The following is a 24,362-nucleotide window of genomic DNA, read 5'->3' on the forward strand; positions in this document are numbered from 1 at the left end:
CAACTGAGTCTCCCATGTGTACGGTCTGAGGCGTGTCCGGCGTACGTCGGGTTGGTCACCCGTAGGCGTGCGTTGGTTGATCGCGCAGGACTAGGGGAGCTGGTACGGGCATGGCAGTTGACGCTGCTCGATCGGAAGAGGGATTCACGTCGGCGAGGGCTACGCGGGTGATGAGTGCCGCGTGCCGGGCTGCGGGGCTCGACAACGGAGACGCGGCGCTGATTCGTCTTGGAGAGAACGCGCTGTTCCGGCTGGCGTCGGCGCCGATCATCGTCCGCGTTGCTCGGGGAGAGCCCTGGTTGCCGAAGGCTCGTGTTGAGGTAGCTGTGGCCAGGTGGCTGGCGGCAGAGGGGTTTCCTGCGGCCAGACTCGTTGACGGCTTGGAGCAGCCGGTTGTGGCTGACGGCCACCCGGTGACCTTCTGGCGCCTCATTGTGGAGGGCGACCGGAAGGCCACGTACGGGGAACTGGGCGGCATCCTGAGGGACCTGCACTCTATGACGCTGCCCGCGGACCTTGAGCTGCCTGCCTTCGACCCCTTCGACAAGCAAGAGTTGCGGATCAGTAAGGCGCCGATCCCGGACGACGATCGGGTCTTCCTCCGCAAGCGGTGGCAGGAACTGCGGCTTCAGTTTGAGGAGTTGAGGTTCGAGACTCCGAAGGGGCCCGTGCACGGTGATGCTCACGTGCAGAACCTCATGGTGAACGATCGGGACGAGGTGATCCTGATCGACTTCGAGGGCTTCTGCTTCGACCACCCGGAGTGGGACCTGATGGTCACGGCGGTCGAGCATCACAGCCTTGGGTGGCAGACCGATGAGCAGTACGCGGACTTCGTGCGGGCCTACGGGCGGGACCTGTACGACTGGCACGGCTACGACACGCTCCGGCGCCTGCAAGAGTTCGGTATGACGACGTGGCTCATGCAGAACGTGCAGGAGAACGAGGAGACGGCGGCCGAGTACCGCCGGCGCATCGCTGGCTTGCGCAACGACGATGCGCCGCGGGATTGGCGTCCGTGGTAGCCGCTACTCGTCCTCGTCGTCCAGGCGGGCGAGAGCTTCGCTCACCTGCGCGTTGAAAGCGACGACGGCGGGGTGTGCGGCGTGTGTGCTGACCTCGGCCTGGAAGTCGGTGACGTAGCGCTGGAAGCGGGAGGACTGGAGGGAGTCGCCGCCGACGACGGCAAGGCTCGCGGTGGTGACGGCGGCCTCCAGTTCGCCGTTCAGTAGCTGGCTCTGGGCGAGCACCATGCGGCAGAACCCCAACGTGCGGGCGTACTGCGGATCGGTACTGTCCACGGCTCGTTGCGCGTGCTCGACGGCTTCCCGTCGCATTCTCAGGTCTCGGAAGCAGTGGCAGAACTCGCCCAAGAGCTCGGCGTCATCGAAGTAGCTCAGCCACGCCGGGTCGTCGGCGCTGTCGGCCCGCTCGAAGTTTCGTTCCGCTTGGTTCATCGCCTCGGCCGCGCCGGCCCGGTCGCCTGCGTTGGAGAGCGCCCGGGCTTCCATCGCCCAGTAGTTGGCCATAGCTCGCGGAGTGGCCCGGCCTTTGGCACCCTCGACGGCTGCGCGGGCAAGCTGGATGGCTTGGGTGTGGTTCCCCAGGTAGTTGGCCTGGTGGCTGAGGTTGCCCAGGATGCGTGCCCCGAACATGCGGTCGTCGATGACCTGGGACAGCCGCAGCGTGGATGTGAGGTAGCGGTGGGCCAGCCGGTGGTTACCCACGTCGTACGCGGTCCACGCGAGCAGTTGAGAGACCTCGGCGGCGGCCCCGAACAGTGCCGTGCCTACCTTCTCGCTGTAGCTGGCGTTAAGCAGCGGAAGGACCTCGTGCCGGAAGTAGTGGCGTAACGCCTTGTGGCCATGGCCGCCGCCGTACTTGAAGTCGAGTTGCATGAACATCGAGGCGGCATCCCTGATCGCGCGGACGTCGCGCATGCCGACTCGTTGCTGTGCGGGCCTGTCAGCCTGCACGCCGTCGGGCCGGGCGATCACCCATGACAGGACCGCTGAGCTGAGGTCGGCGTCCCTAATGATCAGGTGATCGAACGCAGCGGGGTCGGCGCGCTCCTGTGCAAGGTCGTCCAGCATCGACAGGGCTTCGGGGACGGTATTCGGGTAGCCGATCGGCTCAGGGGCGGTCGACTGAGCATGGTCGAAGAAGCCAAGATCACCTGGCGTGACACGACGGTCCAGCTTGGCGCTGAGAACGTCGGCCATGATCGCTGCCGTCTCCGGCTTGATGCCGGCGCCGTCTCGCCAGCGTTGCACCGAGACGTGTGTCGTTCCGAGACCGATACCCCGCTGGGCGGCAGCGTCCTTCATCCGCTTGGCCAGCCCCTTGTTGGAGACCTTCGCTTCGTCCATGACCGCGATCAACTGAGCGTTCGGTTCTCGGCTCATGCTCCCCTGCCAACCCGAGAATTACGGCGAGTGTTCATCGTGTCACAGCAGTTTCGGGCTGGGGGTTCATTGATGAACTCCCTCGTCCTTTGCCGGTGTTCACGTGAACCCCTCGACGGACCCTCCCGGTCGCCGGTCCAGAGCCGTGTACTGGCTTGCGCAACGCAATCGGTGCTGCGAGAGCTGGGAAGGGACGCGATGGACGCGGCAAAGACCAAGCATCTGAGCGGGGAGCTGGACGCCTACGCTCACTGGTTCGCAGCGCCGGATCCGGCTGCAGGCGGACATTTTCTGGCAGTCACCCTGTTCGCCGAATTCGGCAACACCGCGCGGGTCGCGCGTGAGGTGACGGCGGTGTTCCTGCGCGGTGTCGGTGCGGGTGAACTCGTCGACGACGCGCAGTTGGTCGTCTCGGAACTGGTGGCGAACGTCGTGAACCACACCGTTCCTGATCGTCACCTCGCCCGGCCCGGTGGCTGCCGCCGCATTGACGTGACCTTCAAGAAGTACCCGAAGTGGGTCTTCATCGGGGTCGGCGACGAGGACTCGACGCCCCCGTTGCTTCCGGCGGGTGACATGTTCCCCGCCGCGCTGGTCGGTGAGCTGTCGGAAGCGGCACTGCCGGACAACGGTCGTGGGCTGCTCATCGCGCAGCGGCTCGCCACATCGGTCTGGTGGTCGCCGGAAGAACGAGGCGGCAAGACCGTGTGGTGCCGATTCGACCTTGACCAGTCGGCCGTCTGCTCGGCCTGACAGACGCCGGGTCGCCGCCCCTGCCAACTCCCTCGCGATCAGGAGTGGGGCGGCGGCCCGGTCATGGTCGGAGCTTGACCACTCCGGCCGAAGGGGCGCGGTCTCTCGGACGGCCCGGGGGCTTTCCTCCCGAGCGAGAGTCCGCGCTTCACATCCCCATATAGGCCGGGCCACCCCGTCAGCCCTGGAAAGCGAAGGGTGGCCCGGCTGGGAACACGGCGGTTCCCGGTGCCTGATGGTACCGGGGCCGCCGTGCTGCGTTTTGGCCCTGGTCCAAGGAAGTTGATGATCCGTTACCTAGATCAGGGCAGAGGTGGGCAAGGTGACTGGCTCGGGTGAGGGCTGGCTGAACGATGGTCTCGATCTGCCGGGAGCGGACTCGGGACTCTGGGCGCCCGGGGTGGACTACATCTCCGGTTGGCGTGAGGCGCGTGAGGTTGCCGAGCGGCTGAACCGCGCACTTCTGGGCGTGGGCTTGGAACTGTCCGCTGTGCGGGCCGCCGCGTCGACGAACGAGGACGGCCGCGGGGTGGTGCGACTGACGGGCTGGCCGGGCGTCGTAGACCAGCTCGCTGAACTCTTGGAGGCATGCGCGGACAGCGATGGCGGTGCAGCATGACGGGTGCTTCCGCTGGTGAAGTCTGCGTAAGGCCGGCGACTCCCCTGCTCGATGCCTCAGCCACAGACAGTCAGCCACGACGATGCCGTGCGGCGAACGAGCTGGCACGTGTGTGTCTCGCTCAGCCATCCACCGGCAGCAAGCACGCTTCCCGGTTCTTGATCGTTGCGGCCGGTACCGCCCGAGGTTCGGCACCGATGGTCGGTCGACGCCTCGACTCCTTGGGCGTGCTGCAGGCGGGGGCGCCAGCCGACCGGACGGGACCGGCGTCCACGCCGCACGCCCGGCCGGGGCGGCCGGGCGCCCCGGCGCGCCGCAGGCGCGCCCTTGAGGAAGTGAAGGCAGTTTCGACCGATCGCTGTCGGCGCTCAGGCGCGGGGGCGTCGTGCGGGCTGTTTGTCGGCGGTGATCCGGTAGGCGAGTTCGGCCCGGTCGGCGCCGAAGCGCAGTTCTTCGAGGATCAGCGGCCGGTCGTCGGTGCCGTGCGTGACGCGGCTGACGTGCAGGATCGGTGTAGCGTCCGGGAGCTGGAGAGTGGTGCGCTCATCAGGCAGGGGCATGCGGGCACGCACGGTTTCGGTCCAGGTGAGCTTGTGGCCGTCCTCGGCGAAATGCCGGTAGACCTCGGTCGGGCGCTGGCACGGCTCCTTGGCAAGCGCTGGTACAGCCTCGGCGACCTCGAACGGGATCAACATGCGGTGCATGGCGCGTGTCCCGGTGCTTGGGTCAGTGAGCAGCCGGTCACAGCCGAACACTGCCTCTTCCTCGCCGAGTTGGAGGAGCCAGCCGGTGTCCCTGCTGGTGTGGGTGCGGTAGGTGCTCGGTTCCTCGGCTTCCTGCCAGATGTCGCCGCCTGGCATCACGAACGTGCCCTCCGCCGTGCGGCTGATGCGGCGCTCCACAGTGAGGACGGGGTGTCCGCTGGAGCGTACGAAGCTGCCCTTGCCGTGCCGCACGTCGATGAGCCCTTCGGCCCGCAGCGCGGCAATTGCGTTGCGGACGGTCGGCCGGGAGACGCCGTAGCGGGCCATGAGCTGGGCCTCGGACGGCAGCAGGGACTCGGGCGCGAACTCGCCGGACAGGATCGCCGCACGGATCGCGGCGGCAACCTGCTGGTAGAGGGCTCCTGGGCGCTGGATCTCCGACATTCGGTCATCTCCGGATGAAGTCATAGGCACGTCGCACGCGCGACATCACTCGTCAGCATAAGTAGTTGCGCTATCGCCGTACAGGACTTCATAGTCGTCACTCGTTAGGACAAGTGACGTCAGCATATTGCTGGCGTCCTGACTGGCCAGGGAGGCCAACGAAATGCAGTCCATTCCCGTGGACACGGCGCGGCTGGGCGTACTGCGGTGCGCCATCGCGCCTGAAGCGAAGATCAGCAACCCCGAGACGCAGGAGGTGAAGAGGGACCGGGACGGCAACCCGGTTTGGACCGTGGCCGTCACCGTGCGGCAGGACGGACGACGGATCTCCGTCATCGAGATCGCCGTGAGCGGTCAGCCGAAGGGCATCGAGGAAGGGCAGATCGTCAAGGTCACCGGCCTGACTGCGTTCATGTGGTCGATGGGGGACCGGCACGGCGTCAGCTTCCGCGCCGACGCGATCACCCCCGTGACCGGTCCGGCGCACACCAAGGGTGGTGACGCCTGATGGGACCCCTTCTGCTCGCCCTTGGCTTGGCCGTGCTGGCGTGGGGGCTCGTCGTCGGTGACTTGGTTCGCCGGCACCGCCCCGTCTGGCACTGGTACCTGATCGGCTACCCGGCCACTGCCTGTCGGGTCGTGTTCACCTGGCGCAAGGTCGCCATGCTCAATGACCTGGCTGTGTCCAAGCGTCCGCCGCGCGGGCTGCTCGGTGACCTGGTCGTCAAGGGTGACGCGCTGCGACCGGTGGCCCCGCGGATTTCCTTCCCGCGCGCCACACGCATGAGCCTGACAGTGCTGGTCCGACTTCATGCCGGTCAGACCCCGGCGACCTTCTTGAAGGCCGCTGACGCGTTCGTGCACGCGTGGAAGGTCCACGCGGTCCGGGTCACCTCGCCCGAACGTGGGCTCGTCCTGCTGACGGCGACGGCCACGGATCCCCTTCAGCGGCCCGGCTTAGCGTCTGCTCCGGCCGAGTTGCTGTCGGCGCTCATCGGGGTCATGGAGAGCGGCGGCGCCTGGGTGATGAACCTGCGCTTGGTCCCGCACTGGCTCATCGCCGGTGCCACCCGCTCGGGCAAGTCCACGCTGCTGGCCCGGCTGATCACTCAGCTCGCCCCGCAGCCGGTCGCGCTGGTCGGCATCGACTGCAAGGGCGGCATGGAACTCGGCCTGTTCGCCGACCGACTGAGCGCGCTGGCCACCTGCCGACGCGAAGCGGTTGCCGTGCTCTCCGCGCTCGTGGTCGACATGCAGGACCGAATGAGCGCCTGCCGGTCGGCCGGGGTCCGCTCCATCTGGGAACTGCCCGACAAGGTACGGCCGGTGCCGATCGTCGTGATCGTGGACGAGATCGCCGAACTGTACTTGTCCGACGGCACTCGCGAGAGCAAGGCGGAAGCCGAACAGTGCTCCATCCTCCTGCTCCGCGTTGGGCAGCTCGGGGCCGCGCTCGGTCTGCACCTGGTCGTCGCCGGCCAACGTGTCGGCTCCGACCTCGGCCCCGGAGTCACCGCACTGCGCGCCCAGCTCGGCGGCCGGATCTGTCACCGCGTCAACGACCCGGGCACCGCCGAAATGACCCTGGGCGACCTGAACAAGGACGCGGTCGCGGTGGCCCAGTCGATCACGGCAGAGGAACGCGGCGTGGCTGTCTGCACTGGCCCGGACGGCGGCTGGAGCCGCGCCCGCTCTCACCTCACCCCGACCGAGGAAGCCGTCTCCACAGCGCGCAAGTACGCCGCGACGGCACCGGAACTGCCCGCCCTGCGCCGCGCCCCTGAGGTGCTGGAAGGAGACGACAAGTGATCAGCGAAGGTACGGCGTTCACGTTCTCGGTGATCTTCGGGATCATCACCGTCCTCCTCGTCCGCTCCCGCGACGTGCGCGCCTGGGAAGCGGTCTGCGTCGGCCTCTTCGGCCTCTACCTCGGCCAGACCCCGGTGGTCTTCACCGTCCACGGTCTCGTGACCTGGCTCATCAGCGGATTCGCCCACCACTGACCCGAAGGGACACACAGCAATGCCCATGCCTCGCGTGAGGTGCCCCCACTGCAAGGGCGACGGAGCCCGCAAGACCTGGACCGGACGCACGCGCCGCTGCCGCGTCTGCCGGGGCACCGGAACCATCCGCTGACCACCAGCCCGCCCCCGACACGGAGGTGATCCCCATGCCCCACACCGCACCACCCGCCCATGCCTCTGCCGCTTCGGCGGCCCACCCCGGAAGGTCACCACCATCAACCCGGACCTCTTCCCGGCTGACCGGCGCGCCGGCCTCGACCGCGCGGCGCGCCTGCGTCAGCTCCCCGAAGCAGACCGCGACGCAATCCGACTCGCACAGGACCCGAAGTTTCCCCGCCTGCTGGAGCAGATCACCGCAACCGGCGGCTGCTCCCAACCCATCCACCTCTCTGGCTCCACCACCACCGTGGATGGCACAACCGGCGAGATCCTCCAGCAATACGACACGCGCAACGAACCCGGCGAACGCCTCCTGGTCCGCTGCCGCAACCGTCGGGCAACCATTTGCCCGGCCTGCTCCCGCCTCCATGCCGGAGACACCTTCCATCTCGTCCGAGCGGGCCTCCTCGGTGGCAAGAGTGTCCCCGACTCCGTCCGCCACCGGCCCCGGCTGTTCGTCACTCTCACCGCCCCGTCGTTCGGCCCGGTCCACCGGTCATCGGAGCTGTGCCGTCCCCGCCGCGGCGGCGGCACCTGCGAACACGGCCGCCCCCTTGGCTGCAGCCTCGTCCACACGCCGGACGAACCGAGTGTCGGTCAACCGCTCTGCCCTGACTGCTACGACTACACCGCCCATGTCCTGTGGCACGCGCATGCCTCCAAACTCTGGGACCGCTTCGTCATCGACGTTCGACGGCGCCTCGCATCATCGGTCGGCTTGGTGCAGTCCCGCTTCGCCCGGCACGCCCGGCTGTCCTTCGCCCGCGTCGCCGAGTACCAGAAGCGGGTTGCCGTCCACGTCCATGCCGTCGTCCGCCTCGACGGCCCGGCCGGACCCGGAGACGATCCGCCGACCTGGGGTACGACCGAACTGCTCATCGACGCTGTACGCGCCTCCGCCCGGCGGGTCCTGGTCCGCACGCCCTACAGCCCCGCCGTGGGCGAGTTGAACCTACGCTGGGGCGCCCAGAAAGACGCCCGGCCCCTGAGGACCGACGGTGAGGGCCCTGACGATGACGCGGTCGCCGCGTACGTCGCCAAGTACGTCACCAAAGGCGCGAGCGACACAGGCGCCGGCACTGACCACCCGCTCTCGACCTGGGCCGAAATCGAGTCGGCCCCCGTGAGCGAGCACACCCGCACCCTCATGCGGACCTGTTGGCGCCTCGGCGGCCTACCCGAGTACACGTCTCTCCGCCTACGCGCTTGGACTCACACGCTTGGCTACCGGGGACACATCCTCACCAAGTCCCGTGCGTACTCCACTACTTACGCCGCACTCCGCGCCCAACGGGCCCATCACCAGGGCCACACCGACATACCCGACGCAATCACCGAACGGAACTGGCGCTACGTCGGCTCGGGTCACACCCCGGGCGCTGCGCTCATCGCGGCCGGCGTTGCCGAAGACCTTGCCGAGTCTCGACGGGTCAGCCTGGAAAGGAGGCAGGAGGGGGAGTGGTGCCGATGACCGCTCCGACCGAACGCGAGAATCAGAAATCTCGGCGCTCGTCGCTGCCTCGGGCTGGTGGCGAGATGGCCGTGGACCTGATCGAGAGCGAGATCGTGATCGTTGACGATGACGGCACGGAAGAGCCCTTCGACCCGGCTTCGTGGTTCGACTGAAACGAGGAGCCGCCTCCCCTTACACCTCGGGGAGGCGGCTCTTTCGTGCGTCGGCTCGGTCTTGTCAGAAGGCTTCCGCGAAGTCGTCCTCTCGGATCACGAGCCGCTCGCGTACGTCCTTCGGGATCAGAAGGCGGAGGTGCACCTTCGGCGCCCGCACCTTCGGCACCTTCGTGCGGGTGACCTCGCACCGGATGCCGACTCGGTACAGGTCTGCGGCCATGGCTTCCATGCCGCCTTCCTGCCAGTGTTCGCGGAAGGTCTTACCGCCGTGGACGTTGACCCATCGGTCCTTCGCCGTCTCGGGGTCGATGGCTTCCAACTCCCCGATGAGCTTGTCGAGCGTCGCCTCTGCCTGTTCCCTCGTGAACCGGGTCTTCGTGTACCGACCCCCGGGTTCGAGCTCCTTCATATAGAGAGCGATGGACTCTTGAAGGCGCTTGATCTCCCGCCGCACCTCGGCGCCCTCGGCGTACTGGCGCACCTGCACCGGGAAGTCACCGAGAACTTTGAGCACGTCCTCCACGAGGCGCTCGTAGACCCGCTCGGGGTTGGGTGCGCCGAGTCCGCCACTCTTGCAGTTGCGGCACCGCAGGTAGTGGTAGGTCCCGTACGTGTTGTTCGTGATCTGCACAGTCATGTTCGTCTTGCAGTCGGCGCACAGTAGGACGCCGAGGAACTGAGTCGCTCCGCCGACACGGCGCGGGGGCTGGTTCTTCTTGCGTTTGTCCAGAGCCGCGCCGAGGGTCTCGAACTCCGCCTCGGTGAAGATGGGGGGAGCGACCATGATCGGCCTGCCGTCCTTGCCGAGGACCGCCTTCGATCGCCGTTGCCCTCCCTGCTTGTCCTCTTCTACCCGGTAGCCGAGAAGCGCAGGGTTGCGGAGGCGGCGGTGGAGCGTTGCCACGGTGAGCCCCTGGCTCATGAGCCCGGACCGCTTCAGGCAGCGCACCATGAACCGCGCGGAACGTCCTCGGATTGCCATGCGTCGAGCCCAGTGCAGTGCCTTGTGCGCATCGGGGTCGATGACGAGGACGGGCTTCCCCGAGTCGTCCTCGTCCGTGACGTAGCCGTACGTCGGCTTGCCGATGATCCATTCTTCCTGGGTCTTCGCGTAGTCCCACAGGCTGGTGACCCGGGTGGAGGTGTTGGCCGCTTCGATCTCGGCGATACCACCGATGATCGTGACCATGATCTTTCCGGCGGTCGTCGTGAGATCGAGGCTGTCGTTCTTCGAGACGAGGTTCTTCCCGCGTTTCAGGCTCCACTCGATCATGGTCGAGAGGTCAGAGAGGCGGCGTACGAAGCGGTCGAGCTTCCAGAACAAGAGCTCGTCGAACTCGGGGGAGCGGTTGTTCAGCCAGTCCCCGAGTTCCTTCCTCTTCCATGGCGGAACCTTCGTCGCCGACACGTTCAGGTCCGAAGCGACGCCGACGACTCGACAGCCTCGCTCCCTTGCCAGCATGCGAAGGTCGAGTTCCTGCCGCACCGGCGACGTGGTTTCGTCCGTCAGTACGGACAGACGGATGGATAAGAGAGCCCGCGGAGCGTCTTCGGGCAGTAGGGCCTCAGCCGCCTTCAGCTCCTCCAGGAGCGCGCGATCCGCGTCAGTCCACTCGGCCTCAACCGAGTACTGCCTCTGGTCGGCCGCTGTGCGTTTCCGTGTGCGTGTCCCCATGTCAGTGACGGTAGAGCTGGTTTTGGGCATGTGTCCATATGGCCGCAGATGGACACTTCCATCCAAATCGGCCCAACCGGCAAGAAGCTGCTGCCGCTGACGGTCAAGCAGGACGGTCCGACCAGCGGTCAGTCTCACTGACGCGAGTGAGTCTCTTGCGGATTGCTGACGGCCTGGCGGGGGCCAGTGAGGACGATGTTCTCGCCACCCTGGCCGATGTCGGCGCATCGGTGCGGCGGCCGTCGACGGCGCAGCGCGGGCCTATGACGCCCCTGTCGGCGCCTGGAGGCGCTTCGGACATCCACTCAGGGGTGGAGTGGATCTGAGTCGCTGCAGGGCTTTTGCGGGACAGCGAAGGCGTCCGAGTCCCCTTCCGATGAGCTGGAGGGGGACTCGCAGCGTCTGCTTCGACGGCAGTCATGTGCCCTCGACTGAGCCGGTCGGCGTCTTGATTCTCGCCAGGGTCCACCGCTGGTCCGGCCAGCCGTGCGCGAGCGACCCCGCTCCTACTCCCGCTCCAGCCGCTCCACCTGGGCCGGCCCCACAGCCTCGGGCGCCCCGGTGAGATACCGATCGAGCGTCTCGTCCGCAGTGACGATTGAGTCAATCCCTCGAATGGGTGATCTATTCGTAATGGACACGAATGAGTCAGCAGAAAGTGAGGTGCGATGTCCGCCTATAAGGGTTTTTGAGTCAATCCGCTCATGCTGGGTGAAGCGGCCAATATTGGTCAATCGTGGAATATGCCGATTGTGTTTGCCTAAGTGTCTAGGTAATCATCGGCGTCGATCATCGGGTGGCCCGCCCTGTAGGGGGAGATCGGGGCCCGGCAACCGGGAGGGGAAATAGGATGAGCACTCGCACACGCTTGGCTGCCGCCTGTGCCGCGGCGGCTATGGTCACGATCACGTTCACTGGTCAAGCGTCGGCAACCCCGCAAGCCGCCGACCCCGGGACGGAGTCCGTTCTGGCGCCCACCGTCGCAGGTGGCACCGCCAGTTGCTCGACGACTGGAGCGCGAGGCAGCATGGGGGCGACTCGGCCCTCAGGGGACCGGTGGCCCTACGGGGAATTCAAGATCGCGCTCTCGCTTACGGACACATCCGCCGACGGCCACCATGTACGGATCCGTTTCCTCAGCAAGCCTGTTGGAAGCCAGCAGGTTTTCCCCTGGGCGTGGCACAGCCTCACTTCGGGCTCCGGGGAAACCCTCACACTCAGCACCACCGCCCAAAGTGAGTACGGCATTTTTGAGACTGGCGTTGAGGTAGCGCGCTTCGAAGGCGACACTAAGCTTAACTCCTGCACCGACTGGACGTAGCTCGAACCTTCTTGACAGTCCGCCAACGGAATCGGCGGACCGTTGCGCCGGGTTGCTGAGATCGGCCCGACCGGCAAGGGGCTGCTGCCGCTGACGGTCAAGAACGCGGCGCCGGCGCCGGGTGGTCACGCCCACTGACCCTGCCGGGGCCTTGTGAAGCACACGGAGAACCGCTGAGCCTCCTCCTCACCTCGGGAGGGGGCTCGGCGTTGTCTGGACACCGGCCGAGGGGACTACGGGGTGAACAAGTCGGCCAGGTAGGTCGGTTCGGTCTCTATCTCCGCGTAGCGGCCGGTCTCCTTCGACCAGGCGACGTTCCCGGCGGTGAGCGCGTGGAAGTCCCTGACGCAGCGCAGCGCGTCGTCGACGACGTCGTCGGCGAGGCCGGCCTGCGTCAGCCGCTCCGGCAGGACCGGTTCGAGGTCGAGGATGCGCTGTACGTATCCGGCCTGCATCACGGCCACTCGGTCCACCGCCTCCTGGAGGCTGCACCCGTGGTGATGACGGATCACCGTGACGGCGTTGAACGCGTAGTCGTGCGCGAGTTCTTTGCGCAGCGAGTAGAGGTCGTTGATGCAGGCGTTCGCGTAGATGACCGCCTCCCGCATGTCCGCGAAGGCCGGGTTCGCGTGGAGTCGGTCGGGCAGGTCCACGCCGGTACCGATCTCGATCAGGTCCAGGACGGCGTCGAACGCGAACGAGGCGCGGCGATGGGCGAGATACTGCTGCAGACCGGGTATGCGTCCTTCCTCACGGTGGATCATGTCGGCCCGGTAGCTGTCGAAGTACCACAACAGGTGCGGGACGAAACGGCGTTGCCACGTGGCGGATCGGACGGCCGTCGTACGGCGCCACAGGTCGGCGAGGGAACGTGTCAGCGGTCCGGCCGCGACGGTTCCGTCGAAGACGGCGAACAACGGTCCGAACGCCTCCCGCCACCGCTCGGGCTGGTAGCCGCGTACAGGGTCGTCGTCGAACTGGTCGTCAAGTTGGAACAGCCATGCGTTCCACTGGGTGATGAGGGTCAGCGCCTCCGGTGCGGCGGTCGGGCACAGCCATGCGGTCAGCCGGTCCACCCGAGTGCGCTGCACGTGCCGGCTTGCCTCCTCGGTGGGCACCAGGCCGAACTCGTCAAGCCACGCATCGGTGGCCGCCGTTGCCGTCGCGAGTTCCGGATTGAGCGCCGCCGGTACGGGTGTGCAGAGGTCCGGAATCCGGAAGTTGTCCATACGTCAGCTCGCTTCCCGGTGCTTCTCTGCCATTCGCGACATCCAGCGGCATTGCCGGTGCGGCAATGCCCAAGGTCCGCAAGGAGCATGACCAGGAAGTCCCGGCCACCGAGGTAAATTACCTTGCCGGTCGGCGGCGTTCGACAGAGGTCTCGCTTTTCCGGCGCCCGGCGCTCCTGGCGGGGCGGCTCCGCGGGCCGGGGGGTTTCGGGGCCGGTTCAGCGGCGGCGGTCGGGCCGGTTCAGCCGGGCCAGGAGCACGGCGACGTCGTCGCCCAGGCCGTGGGCCTTGCGGGTGCCGGCGAGGAGGTCGTCGACCACGGTCTCCAGGTCTGCCGTGCACGCGCCCCGCAGCCCCTTGAGGAACTTCTCGGTGCCCTGGTCGATGTCCTTGTTCACGGCCTCGAGCAGGCCGTCGGTGGTCAGCGCGAGCACGCTGCCCGGAGCGATGCGCAGGCGGGTGGTCGGGTACTGCTGGTCCCGGTCGATCCCCAGCGGGAGGCCGCCGGGCACTTTCAGGAGGCGCGGCCGTTTGCGGGGCGTGACCAGCGCGGGCGCCGGGTGACCGGCCCGGCACACCTGGAGCGTTCCGTCGGAGGGGTCGAGCGCCAGGTAGCAGCAGGTGGCGAACAGGGCCCGGTCCGGGTCGGTGTTCAGTTCGGTCAGCAGGCGGTTGGTGCGTTCCAGGACGGCCGCGGGCGGGTGTCCTTCGTTCGCGTAGGCGTGCACGGCGGTGCGCAGCCGCCCCATGAGGGACGCGGCGTGCACGCTGTGTCCCTGCACGTCTCCTATGACCAGGGCCACGCCGCCGCCGGGCAGGCTGATGGCGTCGTACCAGTCGCCGCCGATCCACATGCCGGAGGTGGCGGCCTGGTAGCGGGCGGCGATGGTCACCCCCGGCACCGCGAGCGGTCCGCGCGGCAGCATGCCACGCTGGAGCTCGGTGGCGAGCGCGTGTTCGGACTCGTACATGCCGGCTCGCTCCAGCGACTGGGAGAGCAGTCCGATGGCGGCGACCAGCAGGGCCCGCTCCTCGGGCAGGAATTCCTGCGGCTCGGGGAAACTGACGAGGCAGGAACTGACGCGGCCGCGCGAGTCCGTGAGCGGAAGCGCCGCCCAGGCCTGCGGGGTCGGCGGCGTGAGCGGCGCCAGGTGCGGATAGTCGGTGGTCAGTGCGTCGGCGGAGCCGACGAGGACGGGCGCCCGGCGGTTGAGTGACTCCTCCACGAGGGCGCGGGCCGTGGCGTCGAGGACCGGCGGGCAGTCCTCGTTCTGCTCGTCGTCGGTGCACGAGGCGACGACGGTCAGCCGGTTTCCCTCCGGGGCGACCACCGTCAGCGCGTCCGCTCCGAAGGTGCGCAGTCCCGCCTGCGCGGCGGCCATGATGTCCTTGACCGTCACCGCGACGGCCAGCGCCGCGGTCAGCTCCCGCATCCAGCGGTCGCGGGTGGCCCGCTCGTGGAACCGCCGCCGCTCCGCCTCGTGGCGTTCGTGCACGGCCGTGGTGTCCATGACCACGCCGACCATGCGGGCCGGCAGCCCGTCGCTCCCCGGCAGGACGCGGCCCCGGGCTTCGAGGGACCGCTGCCGGCCGTCGCCGGAGGTGACGCGGTACTCGATCTGGTAGTTGCCGCAGGACTTCGCTATCAGTGTCAGAGCGTCGCGCACATCGACCAGATCGGACTCGTGCACAGCGGCCAGGAAGTCCGAGATGTCCGACGGGCCGTCCGTGGGCATGCCGTGCAGTGCGAGGGTGAGCGGGTCGCAACTGATCTCGCCGGTGGCGATCTCCCAGCAGAAGAAGCCCGCCTCCACCATGCTCGCGCTGGCCTGGAAGGCGCCGGGACGGGACGCGCCTCCCCGGGACGCGGCAGTACGCGCCGACTCGACGTCTTTCACTGGATCTCCCTGGCGCGGCGTGAACTACTTCCCTCTGAGGGGTCGACGGTGCTCAACCGGGTGGGCCATGCCTTGCAGCGAGTGGTCGACGGGAACCAGCCGGTGAGGCGACCTGAGAGCCTACGGGACTACGACACCGTTCCCTCCTGGAGGCGAACAGGGCTCTCGCACCGGAGGGTGCGTCCGCTCTGCCGGGGAAGTCTGCCTGCCCGGCCGACTGTGGCCGGATTGTGTGCATGTTAGTGACTTTCCGGATCTTGCGCCAGACATCCCACCCAGCCGATCGGGCCGGCCGGCGAACGGAGTGCGACGACGAGATCGGGGGCATCGGCTCCGGGGCGGCGATTGCTGGATACAGTCGCATGGTTACTGCTGGTCGCCGGGGGGCGGCCGGAGCTCGGTCGGCGGTGCCGACGTCCTGGGGAGGGCCTGTAGCGGATGAGTCGTCGCTCTGCTGGTTTCGTCGGTGCCTGGGCCGAGATCCAGCGACAGCAGCAGCGCCAGGCGGAAGCCGAGGCGAGGCAGGCACGGGCCCGTCAGCGGCTGGCCGCCCAGAACCACCGGGAACAGCGGCAGGCGGAGGCCGGACGGCGTACGGAGGAGTTGGAGGCCCGGACGGCCGCGTTGCAGGCGGTGTTGAGTGCGGGCTGCGGGGCGCCGGCCTTCAGGGCGTCGTCCTTGATGCGCGCGGAGGAGGTCCTGCCGTTCGATCCGGGGCGGCTGGCCTGGCCGGTGCGCATGCCCGATCCGGCGCAGTACCAGGCGCAGAGCGGCTGGACCGCGAACCGGCGGGCGCAGGCGCAGGCCGAGGCGCGGGCACGTTTCGAGCAGGACTGGCATGCCGCGCAGGCCGCCGAGGCGGACCGGCAAAGGCAGTTGGCGGCGTTGCAGCGGGAGCACGAGCAGCGGGCGGAGGCCCTGCGGGCCGAGGTGCGTCGGCACAACGCCGGGATCCGCGAGGCGGTCGAGGGGGTCAGGCGGGGCGAACCCGACGCCGTGGTCGAGTACTTCACCGCCGCGCTCTACTCGTCGACGGCCTGGCCCGCGGAGTTCCCGCGGCAGGTCGCCGCGGCCTACGACCCGCAGGCACGGCAACTGGTCCTGGACTGGGAGCTTCCGGGGTACGACGTCGTCCCGGAGGCGAAGTCGGTGAGATATGTGTCCGCCACCGACCAGTACAAGGAGACGGCACGTCCTGTGAGCCAACGACGTGCGCTGTACCGGGAGGTGCTGGCGCAGAGCATGCTGCTGGTCCTGCATCAGCTGTTCGCCGCGGACGAGCACCGCGTCCTCGACTCCGTCGCGTTGAACGGCTACGTGGACGCCCGCGATCCGGCGACGGGCAGGCAGGCGCACATCTTCCTGGCGACCGTCATGGCCCCGCGGGCGGTGTTCACCGAGCTGCACCTGGCGCAGGTGGATGCGGTGAGCTGCCTGAGCGAGGCCCTGCGGGGACAGCTCGCGACCCGGCCCGACCAGCTCACTTCCGCCGTGCGGCCGGGGCGGCAGCCCCAGGACGTCGGACGGCATGCGGCCGCCCACGGTGATGACGGGGAACCGGACCTGTACGAAATGGATCCGCTCGCCTTCGAGTCCCTCGTGGCCGATCTCTTCCGGGCCATGGGGATGCAGGCGGTGACGACGCAGCGCTCGAACGACGGCGGCGTGGACGTCGACGCGGTGGACCCGGCGCCCATCCGCGGCGGCAAGATCGTCGTGCAGGTCAAGCGCTACCGCAACACGGTGCCTCCCACGGCGGTGCGCGACCTGTACGGCACGGTCCAGGACGTCGGCGCGAACAAGGGCGTCCTGGTGACCACGTCCGGGTTCGGACCGGGCTCGCACACCTTCGTCCGGGGCAAGCCCCTGGAGCTCGTCTCGGGCCGGGAACTCGTCGACCTGCTGCACCGGCACGGCCTGCGGGGACGCCTGGGGGAGGGCGGCCGGCCGGCACCGGCACGACCGGCGCCGCCCGGTCCCGCGGCCGCCCCCGACGACCACAACGTGCTGGGGCTGACCTGGTCCGGGGACGTCGCGCTGGACGTGTGCGCGCTGGTCTGTCACGGCAACCGGGTGGTCGGCGAGGACCACTTCGTCTTCTTCAACAACCCGCAGACCCCGGACGGCTCGGTACGCGCGGTGCGGGCGGTGGCGCCGGACAAGGCGGCGATGCGGGTCTCGTTCGACGCGCTGCCCGCGGCCGCCGACCGGTTCGTGCTGGTGGCGGCCGTCGATCCGGAGGTGAACCCGCACGCCGACCTTTCCGGCTTCACCGACGCCCGCATCCGGCTGCTGGACCCGGCGATGACCGAACTGGGGCGGCTCGAGGTGTCCGACGGACGCGCCCGCGAGACCGCCCTGGTCCTCGGTTCCTTCCGGCGCAGGGCAGGCGGTGACTGGGACTTCGTGCTCGGCGGGAAGGGCTACACCGGAGGTCTGGAGGAACTCGTCCGGGACTTCGGCATCGACGTGGAGTGACGCCGGGGTCGCCGAAGCCGATGCCGTCGGCGCCGTACCAAGGCCTGGCATCAGGCCCGGTGCCGCAGGCGTCGCGGTCCCGCCAGGACCGCTCCGGGGTGCGGGGTGCGGGCCGAGTTGACGGTCAGTGTGTCGTGGGCGACGTCCGTGCCGTCCCGGACGGTCACCTGGACGGTGAGGCTTTCGCCGGGGGCCGGGATGCGGCCGGTGACGGTCACCTTGTGGCCGATCACCTGGACGCGCAGGCCGGAGTCGTCGGGGGCGGACGCGGCCACGGTGTGCCGGGGTCCGGCCGGCCACACGGTCGCGGTCGCCGTGAAGTCCTCTCCGGCCGTGACGTCTAACTGTGACGGGGTGAGGATCATGAAGCCCTCGGGGCGCCGTGATCCGATGCCAGGGGATGCGTGGTTGCCGGTCATGGTGTGAGCGTGCCCTGCCGGCCGGGGCGTGGGGCAGGTGCTGACGGGCCCTCGCGCGGGGCCGGTCGACCTGGAATGGCGGGCCGGGCGGGCCGGGCGGGCCGGGCTGCATCCGCGGGGCGGTTCGCCGCGTCTACGCAGGTATGGATCTGGAGAAGCCGCCGCAGCGCCGGGAGCCCGAGGGGTGCCTCGCCGTCGCGATCCGCGTTCCCGTACGGATCGTCGTGCTCGTGCTGGTCGTGCCGGTGCGGATGGTGTGGGACGCGCTCGTCGTGGCGGGCCGGGTGCTGCGGGACACCGTGCTGCGGCCGCTCGGGCGGGCGTTGGCGTGGCTCGGCCGGGCTGTCTTCGTCTGGCCGTTCGTGGGGCTGTGGCGGTACGTCCTGGTGCCGGCCGGCAAGGGGCTGGCGTGGCTGGGCAAGGTGCTCGTCGTCGTCCCCCTCGCCTGGGTGTACGCGCGCGTGCTGACGCCCTTGGGGCACGGTGTGGTCTGGGTTTTGCGGGGGATCGGTGCCGGTCTGGTGTGGGTGTACGCGCGCGTGCTGACGCCCCTCGGGCATGCCGTGCTGTGGGTGCTCCGGAAGGGCGGGGCCGTTCTCGCCCTGGTCGCCGCCGGGCTGTTCGCCGCCGTGGCATGGCTCGTGCGGTACCTGCTCGTCGTACCGGCCCGGTGGGTGTACGCGTGGGTGCTCGCGCCGGCCGGGCGGGCCGTCGCCTGGTGCGCGAGGGGGCTCGTGCGGTTCGCGGGCCTGGTGGTGACCGGTGTCGGCGTCGGGCTGTACTGGCTCGCCCGGGTCCTGGTCGTCCTTCCCGCGCTCGCGCTGTGGCGCTGGGTGCTCGCGCCCGCCGGGCGGCTCCTCGCCGTCGTCGGGCGGGAGGTCCGCGACGCGCTCGGGCACGCCTGGCGGGTCGCCGGGCGGATCTCGCTCGCCGTCGGGCGGTTCCTCGGGACCCTCCTGCGGTGGATCTTCGTGGAGCCGGTGCGGTGGGTGTACCGGACGGTGCTCACCCCCGTCGGGCACGTCCTGCGAGACGTGGTGCTGAGGCCCGCCGCCGAGGCCGCGCGCGCGGTGGGGCGGGCCGTGCGGGAGGCGCTGGCCTCCGCCCGCGCGTCCGTGCGGCAGGCACGGGCCGACTTCCGGCGGATGCTCCTCGGGGCGCCGCAGAGGGAACCGGAGAAGGAACCGGAGAGGACCGTGTCCGGGGACCGACGGGAACCTTCGGGTCGCGAGACGCGTACTCTTGGTAGCAGTACGACCGCTCTCACGAAGGACTGAACGACACTGGGCAAGCGACAGCCCGAAGGCCCGCCGCCCGCACCCGCGGTGCAGCGCATCCGACTGCGCTACACCAAGCGCGGCCGCCTCCGGTTCACCAGCCACCGTGACTTCCAGCGCGCCTTCGAGCGTGCGCTGCGCCGCGCCGAGGTGCCCATGGCGTACTCGGCGGGGTTCACGCCGCATCCGAAGGTGTCGTACGCCAATGCCGCACCCACCGGCACGGGCAGCGAGGCGGAGTACCTGGAGATCGCCCTCACCGAGGCGCGTGATCCGGAGCTGCTCAGGGCGCTCCTCGACGAGTCGCTGCCCGCCGGGCTCGACGTCGTCGAGGCGGTGGAGGCGAGAACCTCCGGGCTGGCCGACCGGCTGACCGCTTCCGAGTGGGAGCTGCGGCTGGACGGCGTCGACCCGGCCGAGGCGGAGCGGGCGGTCGCCGCCTTCAAGGCCGCCGAGGCCGTCGAGGTCCAGCGCATGACGAAGAACGGCGTACGGACGTTCGACGCACGCCCGGCAGTCGTGCAACTTGAAACACAAGCTGAACCGGCTGATAGGCCGACCGACCAGCCCTGTGCGATACTGCGGCTGGTGGTTCGGCACGTGACGCCTGCCGTACGACCCGACGACGTCCTGTCCGGTCTCCGCGCCGTGGCCGACCTGGCGCCGCCGGTCCCCGTAGCGGTGACCAGGCTGGCGCAGGGGCTGCTCGATGAAGAGACCGGCACGGTGACCGACCCGCTCGCGCCCGACCGCGAGGCGGCGACGGCCTTCATCTCGGCCGGTTCAGCCGCCGCCGCGAAGGCGCCGGCGTAAGGAAGGTCCCGCGAAGGACGGACGTCGTAAGCGCCGCCCTCGGACTCGGGAGCCACCTGGGTCGGGCAGCGCATCGACCACAAGACTTTCGCCAGGCCGTCCGCAAATCGGCGGACGGAACCGGCGAGACAGGACACAGAGAGCTCCCGTGTGGCGCCCGCGCCCCGGACGGCGGCACCGCGCACAGCGCGAGCCGCGGACGTCAACGGCGGTCGAGTCATCGACGCCGGACCAGGCGCGGCGCCCGGGAGCCTGACGGGAGAAACGCCCGCATGCTCGAACCGACCGAACCCACCCAGGGTTCCGAAGAACTGAACACTCCCAGCGACACCCTGCCGCCGCGTCGTCGGCGCCGTGCCGCTTCCCGGCCGGCGGGACCGCCCGCCGGTGCCGCCGAGACCGTGGCCGAGATCACCGCGCCGACCGTGACGGCCTATGACGGCGACCCGGCCGAAGAGGCCGAGACGGCTGAAGAGGCCGAGACGGCCGACGAGGCTGCCGTGGCCGAGCAGACCGCAGCGGCTGAGGAGACGGCCGAAGCCGCCGAGCCGGCGCCGCCCGCCGCTCGGTCGCGTCGCCGTGCGACCCGCCGGGCCTCCGCGCCCGCCGGGTCTCCCGCCGCGGAGAGCGCGGAGACCGTGCTGCCGTCGGCTTCCGTCGCCGAGAGCGCCGACAGCGCCGAGAGCGCCGGGACCGCGGCCGAAGCCGTCGCCGAGACGCCCGCCGTCGAGGCGCCCGCTGCTGAGGAGGCCGCGCCGGCTGCCGGTCGTACGCGTCGGCGTGCCACGCGGCGGGTGTCCGCGCCCGCCGGTGCGCCGGAGTCCGTCGAGAGCGCCGGGGCCGAGGTGGTCGTCGAGACGCCCGCCGCCGAAGCCGTTGCCGAGACCCCTGCCGCCGAGGCCGTCGCCGAGACGCCTGCTGTCGAGGCGCCTGCTGTCGAGGAGGCCGCGCCGGCTGCCGGTCGTACGCGTCGGCGTGCCACGCGGCGGGTGTCGGCGCCCGCCGGTGCGCCGGAGTCCGCCGAGAGCGCCGGGGCCGAGGCGGAGGCCGTCACCGGGACGCCTGCCGCCGAGGTCCAGGAGGAGGCGCCGGCCGAGGAGGCCGCTCCGCGTCGTACGCGTCGCCGCGCCACCCGTCAGGCGGCCGCGCCCGCCGCCCCGGCCCCCGAGGAGGCGCAGGCGCCCGCCGCCGAGGCCGTCATCGAGCCCCCTGCTGCCGAAGCTCCCGCCGCCGAGGCCCCTGAGGCCGCCGAGGACACCGCTCCCCGGCGCCGTCGCCGGGCGGTACGCAAGGCCGCCGTCGGGTTCTCCGCGCCCGCCCCGGTGACCGCCGAGCCCGAGGAGAAGCGGCGCCCCGCGCGGCCCGCCGTCGCCGTCTTCCAGGCGCCCGTGTTCACGGAGCCGAAGTTCCAGACGCCGGAGCGCGCCGCCGCCGAAGCCGCCGCCGAGGCGGCGGAGGCCGTGGACGTCGTGGACGTCGTGGACGTCGTGGACGTAGTGGACGTAGTGACGTCCGTGGAGGCCGAGGAGCCGTCGGAGGAGCAGTCCGCCGGGACGCGCCGCCGCCGTCGCCGCCGGGGTTCCGCGGCCGACGAGGAGACCGGGGCCAGGGCCGCGGAGACCGTCGCCGAGGACGAGGCGGAGGAGGCCGAGGAGTCGGCCGAGGACGTCGTCGAGGGCGAGGACGGCGAGGAGGGCGGTTCGCGCCGCCGCCGTCGCCGGGGCGGCCGTCGCCGCCGTCGTGGCGAGTTGGCCGAGGCCGGCGGGGACGAGGACGCGGACGAGTCCGACGACCTCGCCGCCGAGCAGGCCGCCCAGGACGCCGAGGACACCGCCGAGCAGGAGGAAGAGGACGCCGAGGCGGGCCGCTCCGAGGAGGGCGGGTCCACCGCCGGCAGCCGCCGTCGCCGTCGCCGGCGTCGCCGCGCCGGTGACACGTCCGTCGACACCGAGCCCGGTGAAAACGACCCCGAGCGCACCGTCGTCAAGGTCCGCGAGCCCCGCAAGCCCGCCGAGCCGTCCGACGAGGTGCAGTCCATCAAGGGCTCGACCCGCCTGGAGGCCAAGAAGCAGCGCCGCCGGGAAGGCCGCGAGCAGGGGCGCCGCCGCGTGCCGATCATCACCGAGGCCGAGTTCCTGGCCCGCCGGGAGGCCGTCGAGCGCGTGATGGTCGTCCGCCAGCACGGCGACCGCACCCAGATCGGCGTCCTGGAGGACGGCGTGCTCGTCGAGCACTACGTCAACAAGGAGCAGTCGACCTCGTACGTCGGCAACGTCTACCTGGGCAAGGTCCAGAACGTGCTGCCGTCGATGGAGGCCGCCTTCGTCGACATCGGCAAGGGCCGCAACGCCGTCCTGTACGCCGGTGAGGTCAACTTCGAGGCGCTGGGCATGGCCAACGGGCCGCGGCGCATCGAGTCCGCCCTGAAGTCCGGGCAGTCCGTGCTCGTGCAGGTCACCAAGGACCCGATCGGGCACAAGGGCGCCCGCCTCACCAGCCAGGTCTCCCTCCCGGGCCGCTACCTCGTGTACGTGCCCGAGGGCTCGATGACCGGCATCAGCCGCAAGCTGCCCGACACCGAGCGCGCCCGGCTGAAGACCATCCTCAAGAAGATCGTCCCCGAGGACGCGGGCGTCATCGTGCGCACCGCCGCCGAGGGCGCGAGCGAGGACGAGCTGCGCCGCGACGTCGAGCGGCTGCAGGCGCAGTGGGAGGACATCCAGAAGAAGGCGAAGAACGGCAACGCCCCCACGCTGCTGTACGGCGAGCCGGACATGACCGTCCGCGTCGTCCGCGACATCTTCAACGAGGACTTCTCCAAGGTCATCGTCAGCGGCGACGACGCGTGGCAGACCATCCACGGGTACGTCTCGCACGTCGCCCCGGACCTCGCCGAGCGGCTGCAGAGGTGGACGTCGGAGGTCGACGTCTTCGCCACCTACCGGATCGACGAACAGCTCGCCAAGGCGCTCGACCGCAAGGTCTGGCTGCCCAGCGGCGGTTCGCTGGTCATCGACCGGACCGAGGCGATGGTCGTCGTCGACGTCAACACCGGCAAGTTCACCGGCCAGGGCGGCAACCTCGAGGAGACGGTCACCAGGAACAACCTGGAGGCGGCCGAGGAGATCGTGCGCCAGCTCAGGCTGCGCGACCTCGGCGGCATCATCGTCATCGACTTCATCGACATGGTGCTGGAGTCCAACCGGGACCTGGTGCTGCGTCGCCTGCTGGAGTGCCTGGGCCGGGACCGCACCAAGCACCAGGTTGCGGAGGTGACCTCGCTGGGGCTGGTGCAGATGACGCGCAAGCGCGTCGGCCAGGGCCTGCTGGAGTCCTTCTCCGAGACCTGCGTGCACTGCAACGGCCGCGGCGTCATCGTGCACATCGAGCAGCCGACCTCCGTCGGGGGAGGCGGCAAGCGCAAGAAGCGCGGACGCGGCGCCGACGGGGCCGTGCACGAGCACGAGGCCGCCGCCGTGGCCGTGGAGACCGTCGAAGCGGTCGAAGCCGTCGAGCCGGAGGCGGAGAGCGCGGCCGAGGTGGCCGCCGAGGCCGCCGAGCCGGTCGCGCTGCCCGCGCCCGAGTTCACGCCGGACGAGGAGCTGTACAGCAGCGTCGCCGAAGCGGAGGCCGCGGTCGCCCGCGGCGGCCGCGCCCGGCGCCGGTCGAGCCGGCGGGCGTCCGCCCCGGCGGGTGCGCCCCGGCGCGAGGCGGCCAGGGCCGAGGAGCCGAAGGAGCCGAAGGCGGAGGTGGTCCCGGCTGCTGAGGCAGCCGCCCCCACGGCGCAGGACGTCACCGCCGCCGAGGAGGCCGGGCGTCCGGTGCAGCCGGAGGCGGCCGCCCAGGCGCTGGCCGAGCCGGCCGCCGTCGAGGACGCGGTCGTCGAGACCCCGGCGGAGGCCGTCGAGGCCCCGGCAGCGGTCGTCGAAGCTCCGGCGGAGGCCGAGGAGGCCGCGCCCAAGGGCCGTACGCGCCGTCGTGCCACCCGCAGGGTGTCCGCGCCCGCCGGGTCGCCCGCGGGGGCCGAGGCCGCCGTGGTGACCGTCGCCGAGACCGCGCCGGCCCCCGAGCCGCAGGCGGCCGAGGAAGCCCCGGCACCGCAGCCCGAGGCGCCCGCCGAGAGCGCCGCCCCGGTCCGCCCGCGCCGCCGCGCCGTGCGCAAGGAGACCGCGCCCACCGCGCCCGTGGAGGCGGCCGTCGTGGTCGTCCCGACGGCCACGGAGGGCCCGGCCGGCGAGGAGGAGCCCGCGGCGGAGGCCGAGGCGGCTCCGGCCAAGAAGACCGCCCGCAAGGCGGCCAAGAAGGCCACGGCGAAGAAGGCCGCCGTCAAGAAGACCGCGGCGAAGAAGACGGCGGCGAAGAAGACGGCCGCCAAGAAGACGACGGCGAAGAAGGCGGCGACGACCGCCAAGACGGCCGCCGCGAAGTCGACGGCGAAGAAGACCGCGGTCCCGGCCGCCGCCGACGAGGAGTGACCCGCGCGGTGTGCGGCCGGCCCGAGTGACCGGCCGCACA

18 protein-coding genes are annotated in these 24,362 nt (G+C 70.2%); 12 read left to right on the forward strand and 6 right to left on the reverse strand.

Annotation, left to right across the window (positions count from 1 at the left end; all coding sequences use genetic code 11):
• The first annotated feature begins 110 nt into the window (after positions 1-110).
• On the forward strand, positions 111-1,025 hold the full coding sequence (locus AB0G63_RS07575) for an aminoglycoside phosphotransferase family protein (protein ID WP_360745815.1): 915 nt from the start codon (positions 111-113) through the stop codon (positions 1,023-1,025).
• Positions 1,026-1,028: 3 nt separating this feature from the next.
• Here AB0G63_RS07575 and AB0G63_RS07580 read toward each other — a convergent pair whose 3' ends face one another.
• Entirely contained in the window at positions 1,029-2,405 is a 1,377-nt protein-coding gene (locus AB0G63_RS07580; protein WP_360745818.1) for a sporulation protein, read from the reverse strand.
• Between the two features lie 198 nt (positions 2,406-2,603).
• On the opposite strand from AB0G63_RS07580, the gene AB0G63_RS07585 reads away from it, so the two are divergent.
• Both AB0G63_RS07585 and AB0G63_RS07590 read left to right on the forward strand, forming a co-directional pair.
• Positions 2,604-3,158, forward strand: a complete 555-nt coding sequence (locus AB0G63_RS07585) for an ATP-binding protein (RefSeq protein ID WP_360745821.1) — start codon at positions 2,604-2,606, stop codon at positions 3,156-3,158.
• 313 nt (positions 3,159-3,471) lie between these two features.
• Positions 3,472-3,777, forward strand: coding sequence for a hypothetical protein (locus AB0G63_RS07590; protein ID WP_360745824.1), 306 nt, complete (start codon positions 3,472-3,474; stop codon positions 3,775-3,777).
• Between the two features lie 368 nt (positions 3,778-4,145).
• Here the strand turns inward: AB0G63_RS07590 and AB0G63_RS07595 are convergent, their stop codons facing one another.
• Positions 4,146-4,925, reverse strand: a complete 780-nt coding sequence (locus tag AB0G63_RS07595) for a GntR family transcriptional regulator (protein ID WP_360745827.1) — start codon at positions 4,923-4,925, stop codon at positions 4,146-4,148.
• A 163-nt stretch (positions 4,926-5,088) separates the two neighbouring features.
• Between AB0G63_RS07595 and AB0G63_RS07600 the strand changes: the two genes are divergently transcribed.
• The 5 genes from AB0G63_RS07600 (at position 5,089) to AB0G63_RS07620 (ending at position 8,734) form a co-directional block, all read left to right on the forward strand.
• Positions 5,089-5,433 (forward strand): hypothetical protein, encoded by a 345-nt coding sequence (locus AB0G63_RS07600; protein WP_360745830.1) that lies wholly within the window; start codon positions 5,089-5,091, stop codon positions 5,431-5,433.
• On the forward strand, positions 5,433-6,734 hold the full coding sequence (locus AB0G63_RS07605; RefSeq protein ID WP_360745833.1) for an FtsK/SpoIIIE domain-containing protein: 1,302 nt from the start codon (positions 5,433-5,435) through the stop codon (positions 6,732-6,734). Before AB0G63_RS07600 ends, AB0G63_RS07605 begins: the two co-directional genes overlap by 1 nt.
• Positions 6,731-6,928 carry a hypothetical protein gene (locus AB0G63_RS07610; protein ID WP_345060559.1) on the forward strand — a complete coding sequence of 66 codons (198 nt, stop codon included), beginning with the start codon at positions 6,731-6,733 and terminating at the stop codon, positions 6,926-6,928. Before AB0G63_RS07605 ends, AB0G63_RS07610 begins: the two co-directional genes overlap by 4 nt.
• A 292-nt stretch (positions 6,929-7,220) precedes the next feature.
• Positions 7,221-8,579 carry a replication initiator gene (locus tag AB0G63_RS07615; RefSeq protein WP_360746161.1) on the forward strand — a complete coding sequence of 453 codons (1,359 nt, stop codon included), beginning with the start codon at positions 7,221-7,223 and terminating at the stop codon, positions 8,577-8,579.
• On the forward strand, positions 8,576-8,734 hold the full coding sequence (locus AB0G63_RS07620) for a hypothetical protein (protein ID WP_360745836.1): 159 nt from the start codon (positions 8,576-8,578) through the stop codon (positions 8,732-8,734). The genes AB0G63_RS07615 and AB0G63_RS07620 overlap by 4 nt, the downstream gene beginning before the upstream one ends.
• 64 nt (positions 8,735-8,798) lie before the next feature.
• Here AB0G63_RS07620 and AB0G63_RS07625 read toward each other — a convergent pair whose 3' ends face one another.
• The 3 genes from AB0G63_RS07625 to AB0G63_RS07635 all read right to left on the reverse strand — a co-directional run bounded on the left by AB0G63_RS07625 (position 8,799) and on the right by AB0G63_RS07635 (position 14,860).
• Entirely contained in the window at positions 8,799-10,412 is a 1,614-nt protein-coding gene (locus tag AB0G63_RS07625; RefSeq protein WP_360745839.1) for a recombinase family protein, read from the reverse strand.
• Between the two features lie 1,554 nt (positions 10,413-11,966).
• Positions 11,967-12,962: a hypothetical protein gene (locus tag AB0G63_RS07630; protein WP_360745842.1), complete on the reverse strand. Its 996-nt coding sequence runs from the start codon at positions 12,960-12,962 to the stop codon at positions 11,967-11,969.
• A 218-nt stretch (positions 12,963-13,180) separates the two neighbouring features.
• A complete protein-coding gene (locus tag AB0G63_RS07635) occupies positions 13,181-14,860 on the reverse strand; it encodes a SpoIIE family protein phosphatase (protein ID WP_360745845.1) in 1,680 nt (559 codons plus the stop codon).
• 438 nt (positions 14,861-15,298) lie between these two features.
• On the opposite strand from AB0G63_RS07635, the gene AB0G63_RS07640 reads away from it, so the two are divergent.
• Positions 15,299-17,338, forward strand: coding sequence for a restriction endonuclease (locus AB0G63_RS07640; RefSeq protein ID WP_360745848.1), 2,040 nt, complete (start codon positions 15,299-15,301; stop codon positions 17,336-17,338).
• Between the two features lie 50 nt (positions 17,339-17,388).
• On the opposite strand, the gene AB0G63_RS07645 is transcribed toward AB0G63_RS07640, so the two are convergent.
• The gene (locus AB0G63_RS07645) at positions 17,389-17,757 is read right to left on the reverse strand and encodes a hypothetical protein (RefSeq protein ID WP_360745850.1); all 369 of its coding nucleotides are present in this window, start codon (positions 17,755-17,757) and stop codon (positions 17,389-17,391) included.
• Between the two features lie 143 nt (positions 17,758-17,900).
• Here AB0G63_RS07645 and AB0G63_RS07650 point away from each other — a divergent pair, with 143 nt between their 5' ends.
• The 3 genes from AB0G63_RS07650 (at position 17,901) to AB0G63_RS07660 (ending at position 24,322) form a co-directional block, all read left to right on the forward strand.
• Positions 17,901-19,034 (forward strand): hypothetical protein, encoded by a 1,134-nt coding sequence (locus AB0G63_RS07650; RefSeq protein ID WP_360745853.1) that lies wholly within the window; start codon positions 17,901-17,903, stop codon positions 19,032-19,034.
• A gap of 48 nt (positions 19,035-19,082) precedes the next feature.
• Positions 19,083-19,847, forward strand: a complete 765-nt coding sequence (locus tag AB0G63_RS07655) for a TIGR03936 family radical SAM-associated protein (protein ID WP_360745856.1) — start codon at positions 19,083-19,085, stop codon at positions 19,845-19,847.
• Between the two features lie 272 nt (positions 19,848-20,119).
• On the forward strand, positions 20,120-24,322 hold the full coding sequence (locus tag AB0G63_RS07660; RefSeq protein ID WP_360745859.1) for an Rne/Rng family ribonuclease: 4,203 nt from the start codon (positions 20,120-20,122) through the stop codon (positions 24,320-24,322).
• Positions 24,323-24,362 lie beyond the last annotated feature (40 nt).

It is taken from the genome of Streptomyces sp. NPDC020996 (genome assembly GCF_040641355.1).
Taxonomy (GTDB): Bacteria; Actinomycetota; Actinomycetes; order Streptomycetales; family Streptomycetaceae; genus Streptomyces.

Excerpts from the sequence above, each read along its gene's own strand:
- AB0G63_RS07625 (WP_360745839.1), bottom strand. The coding sequence starts at position 10,412 with ATGGGGACACGCACACGGAAACGCACAGCGGCCGACCAGAGGCAGTAC.
- AB0G63_RS07600 (WP_360745830.1), top strand. The coding sequence starts at position 5,089 with ATGCAGTCCATTCCCGTGGACACGGCGCGGCTGGGCGTACTGCGGTGC.
- AB0G63_RS07650 (WP_360745853.1), top strand. The coding sequence starts at position 17,901 with ATGGATCTGGAGAAGCCGCCGCAGCGCCGGGAGCCCGAGGGGTGCCTC.
- AB0G63_RS07595 (WP_360745827.1), bottom strand. The coding sequence starts at position 4,925 with ATGTCGGAGATCCAGCGCCCAGGAGCCCTCTACCAGCAGGTTGCCGCC.
- AB0G63_RS07630 (WP_360745842.1), bottom strand. The coding sequence starts at position 12,962 with ATGGACAACTTCCGGATTCCGGACCTCTGCACACCCGTACCGGCGGCG.
- AB0G63_RS07640 (WP_360745848.1), top strand. The coding sequence starts at position 15,299 with ATGAGTCGTCGCTCTGCTGGTTTCGTCGGTGCCTGGGCCGAGATCCAG.
- AB0G63_RS07575 (WP_360745815.1), top strand. The coding sequence starts at position 111 with ATGGCAGTTGACGCTGCTCGATCGGAAGAGGGATTCACGTCGGCGAGG.
- AB0G63_RS07585 (WP_360745821.1), top strand. The coding sequence starts at position 2,604 with ATGGACGCGGCAAAGACCAAGCATCTGAGCGGGGAGCTGGACGCCTAC.
- AB0G63_RS07580 (WP_360745818.1), bottom strand. The coding sequence starts at position 2,405 with ATGAGCCGAGAACCGAACGCTCAGTTGATCGCGGTCATGGACGAAGCG.
- AB0G63_RS07660 (WP_360745859.1), top strand. The coding sequence starts at position 20,120 with ATGCTCGAACCGACCGAACCCACCCAGGGTTCCGAAGAACTGAACACT.
- AB0G63_RS07605 (WP_360745833.1), top strand. The coding sequence starts at position 5,433 with ATGGGACCCCTTCTGCTCGCCCTTGGCTTGGCCGTGCTGGCGTGGGGG.
- AB0G63_RS07645 (WP_360745850.1), bottom strand. The coding sequence starts at position 17,757 with ATGACCGGCAACCACGCATCCCCTGGCATCGGATCACGGCGCCCCGAG.
- AB0G63_RS07620 (WP_360745836.1), top strand. The coding sequence starts at position 8,576 with ATGACCGCTCCGACCGAACGCGAGAATCAGAAATCTCGGCGCTCGTCG.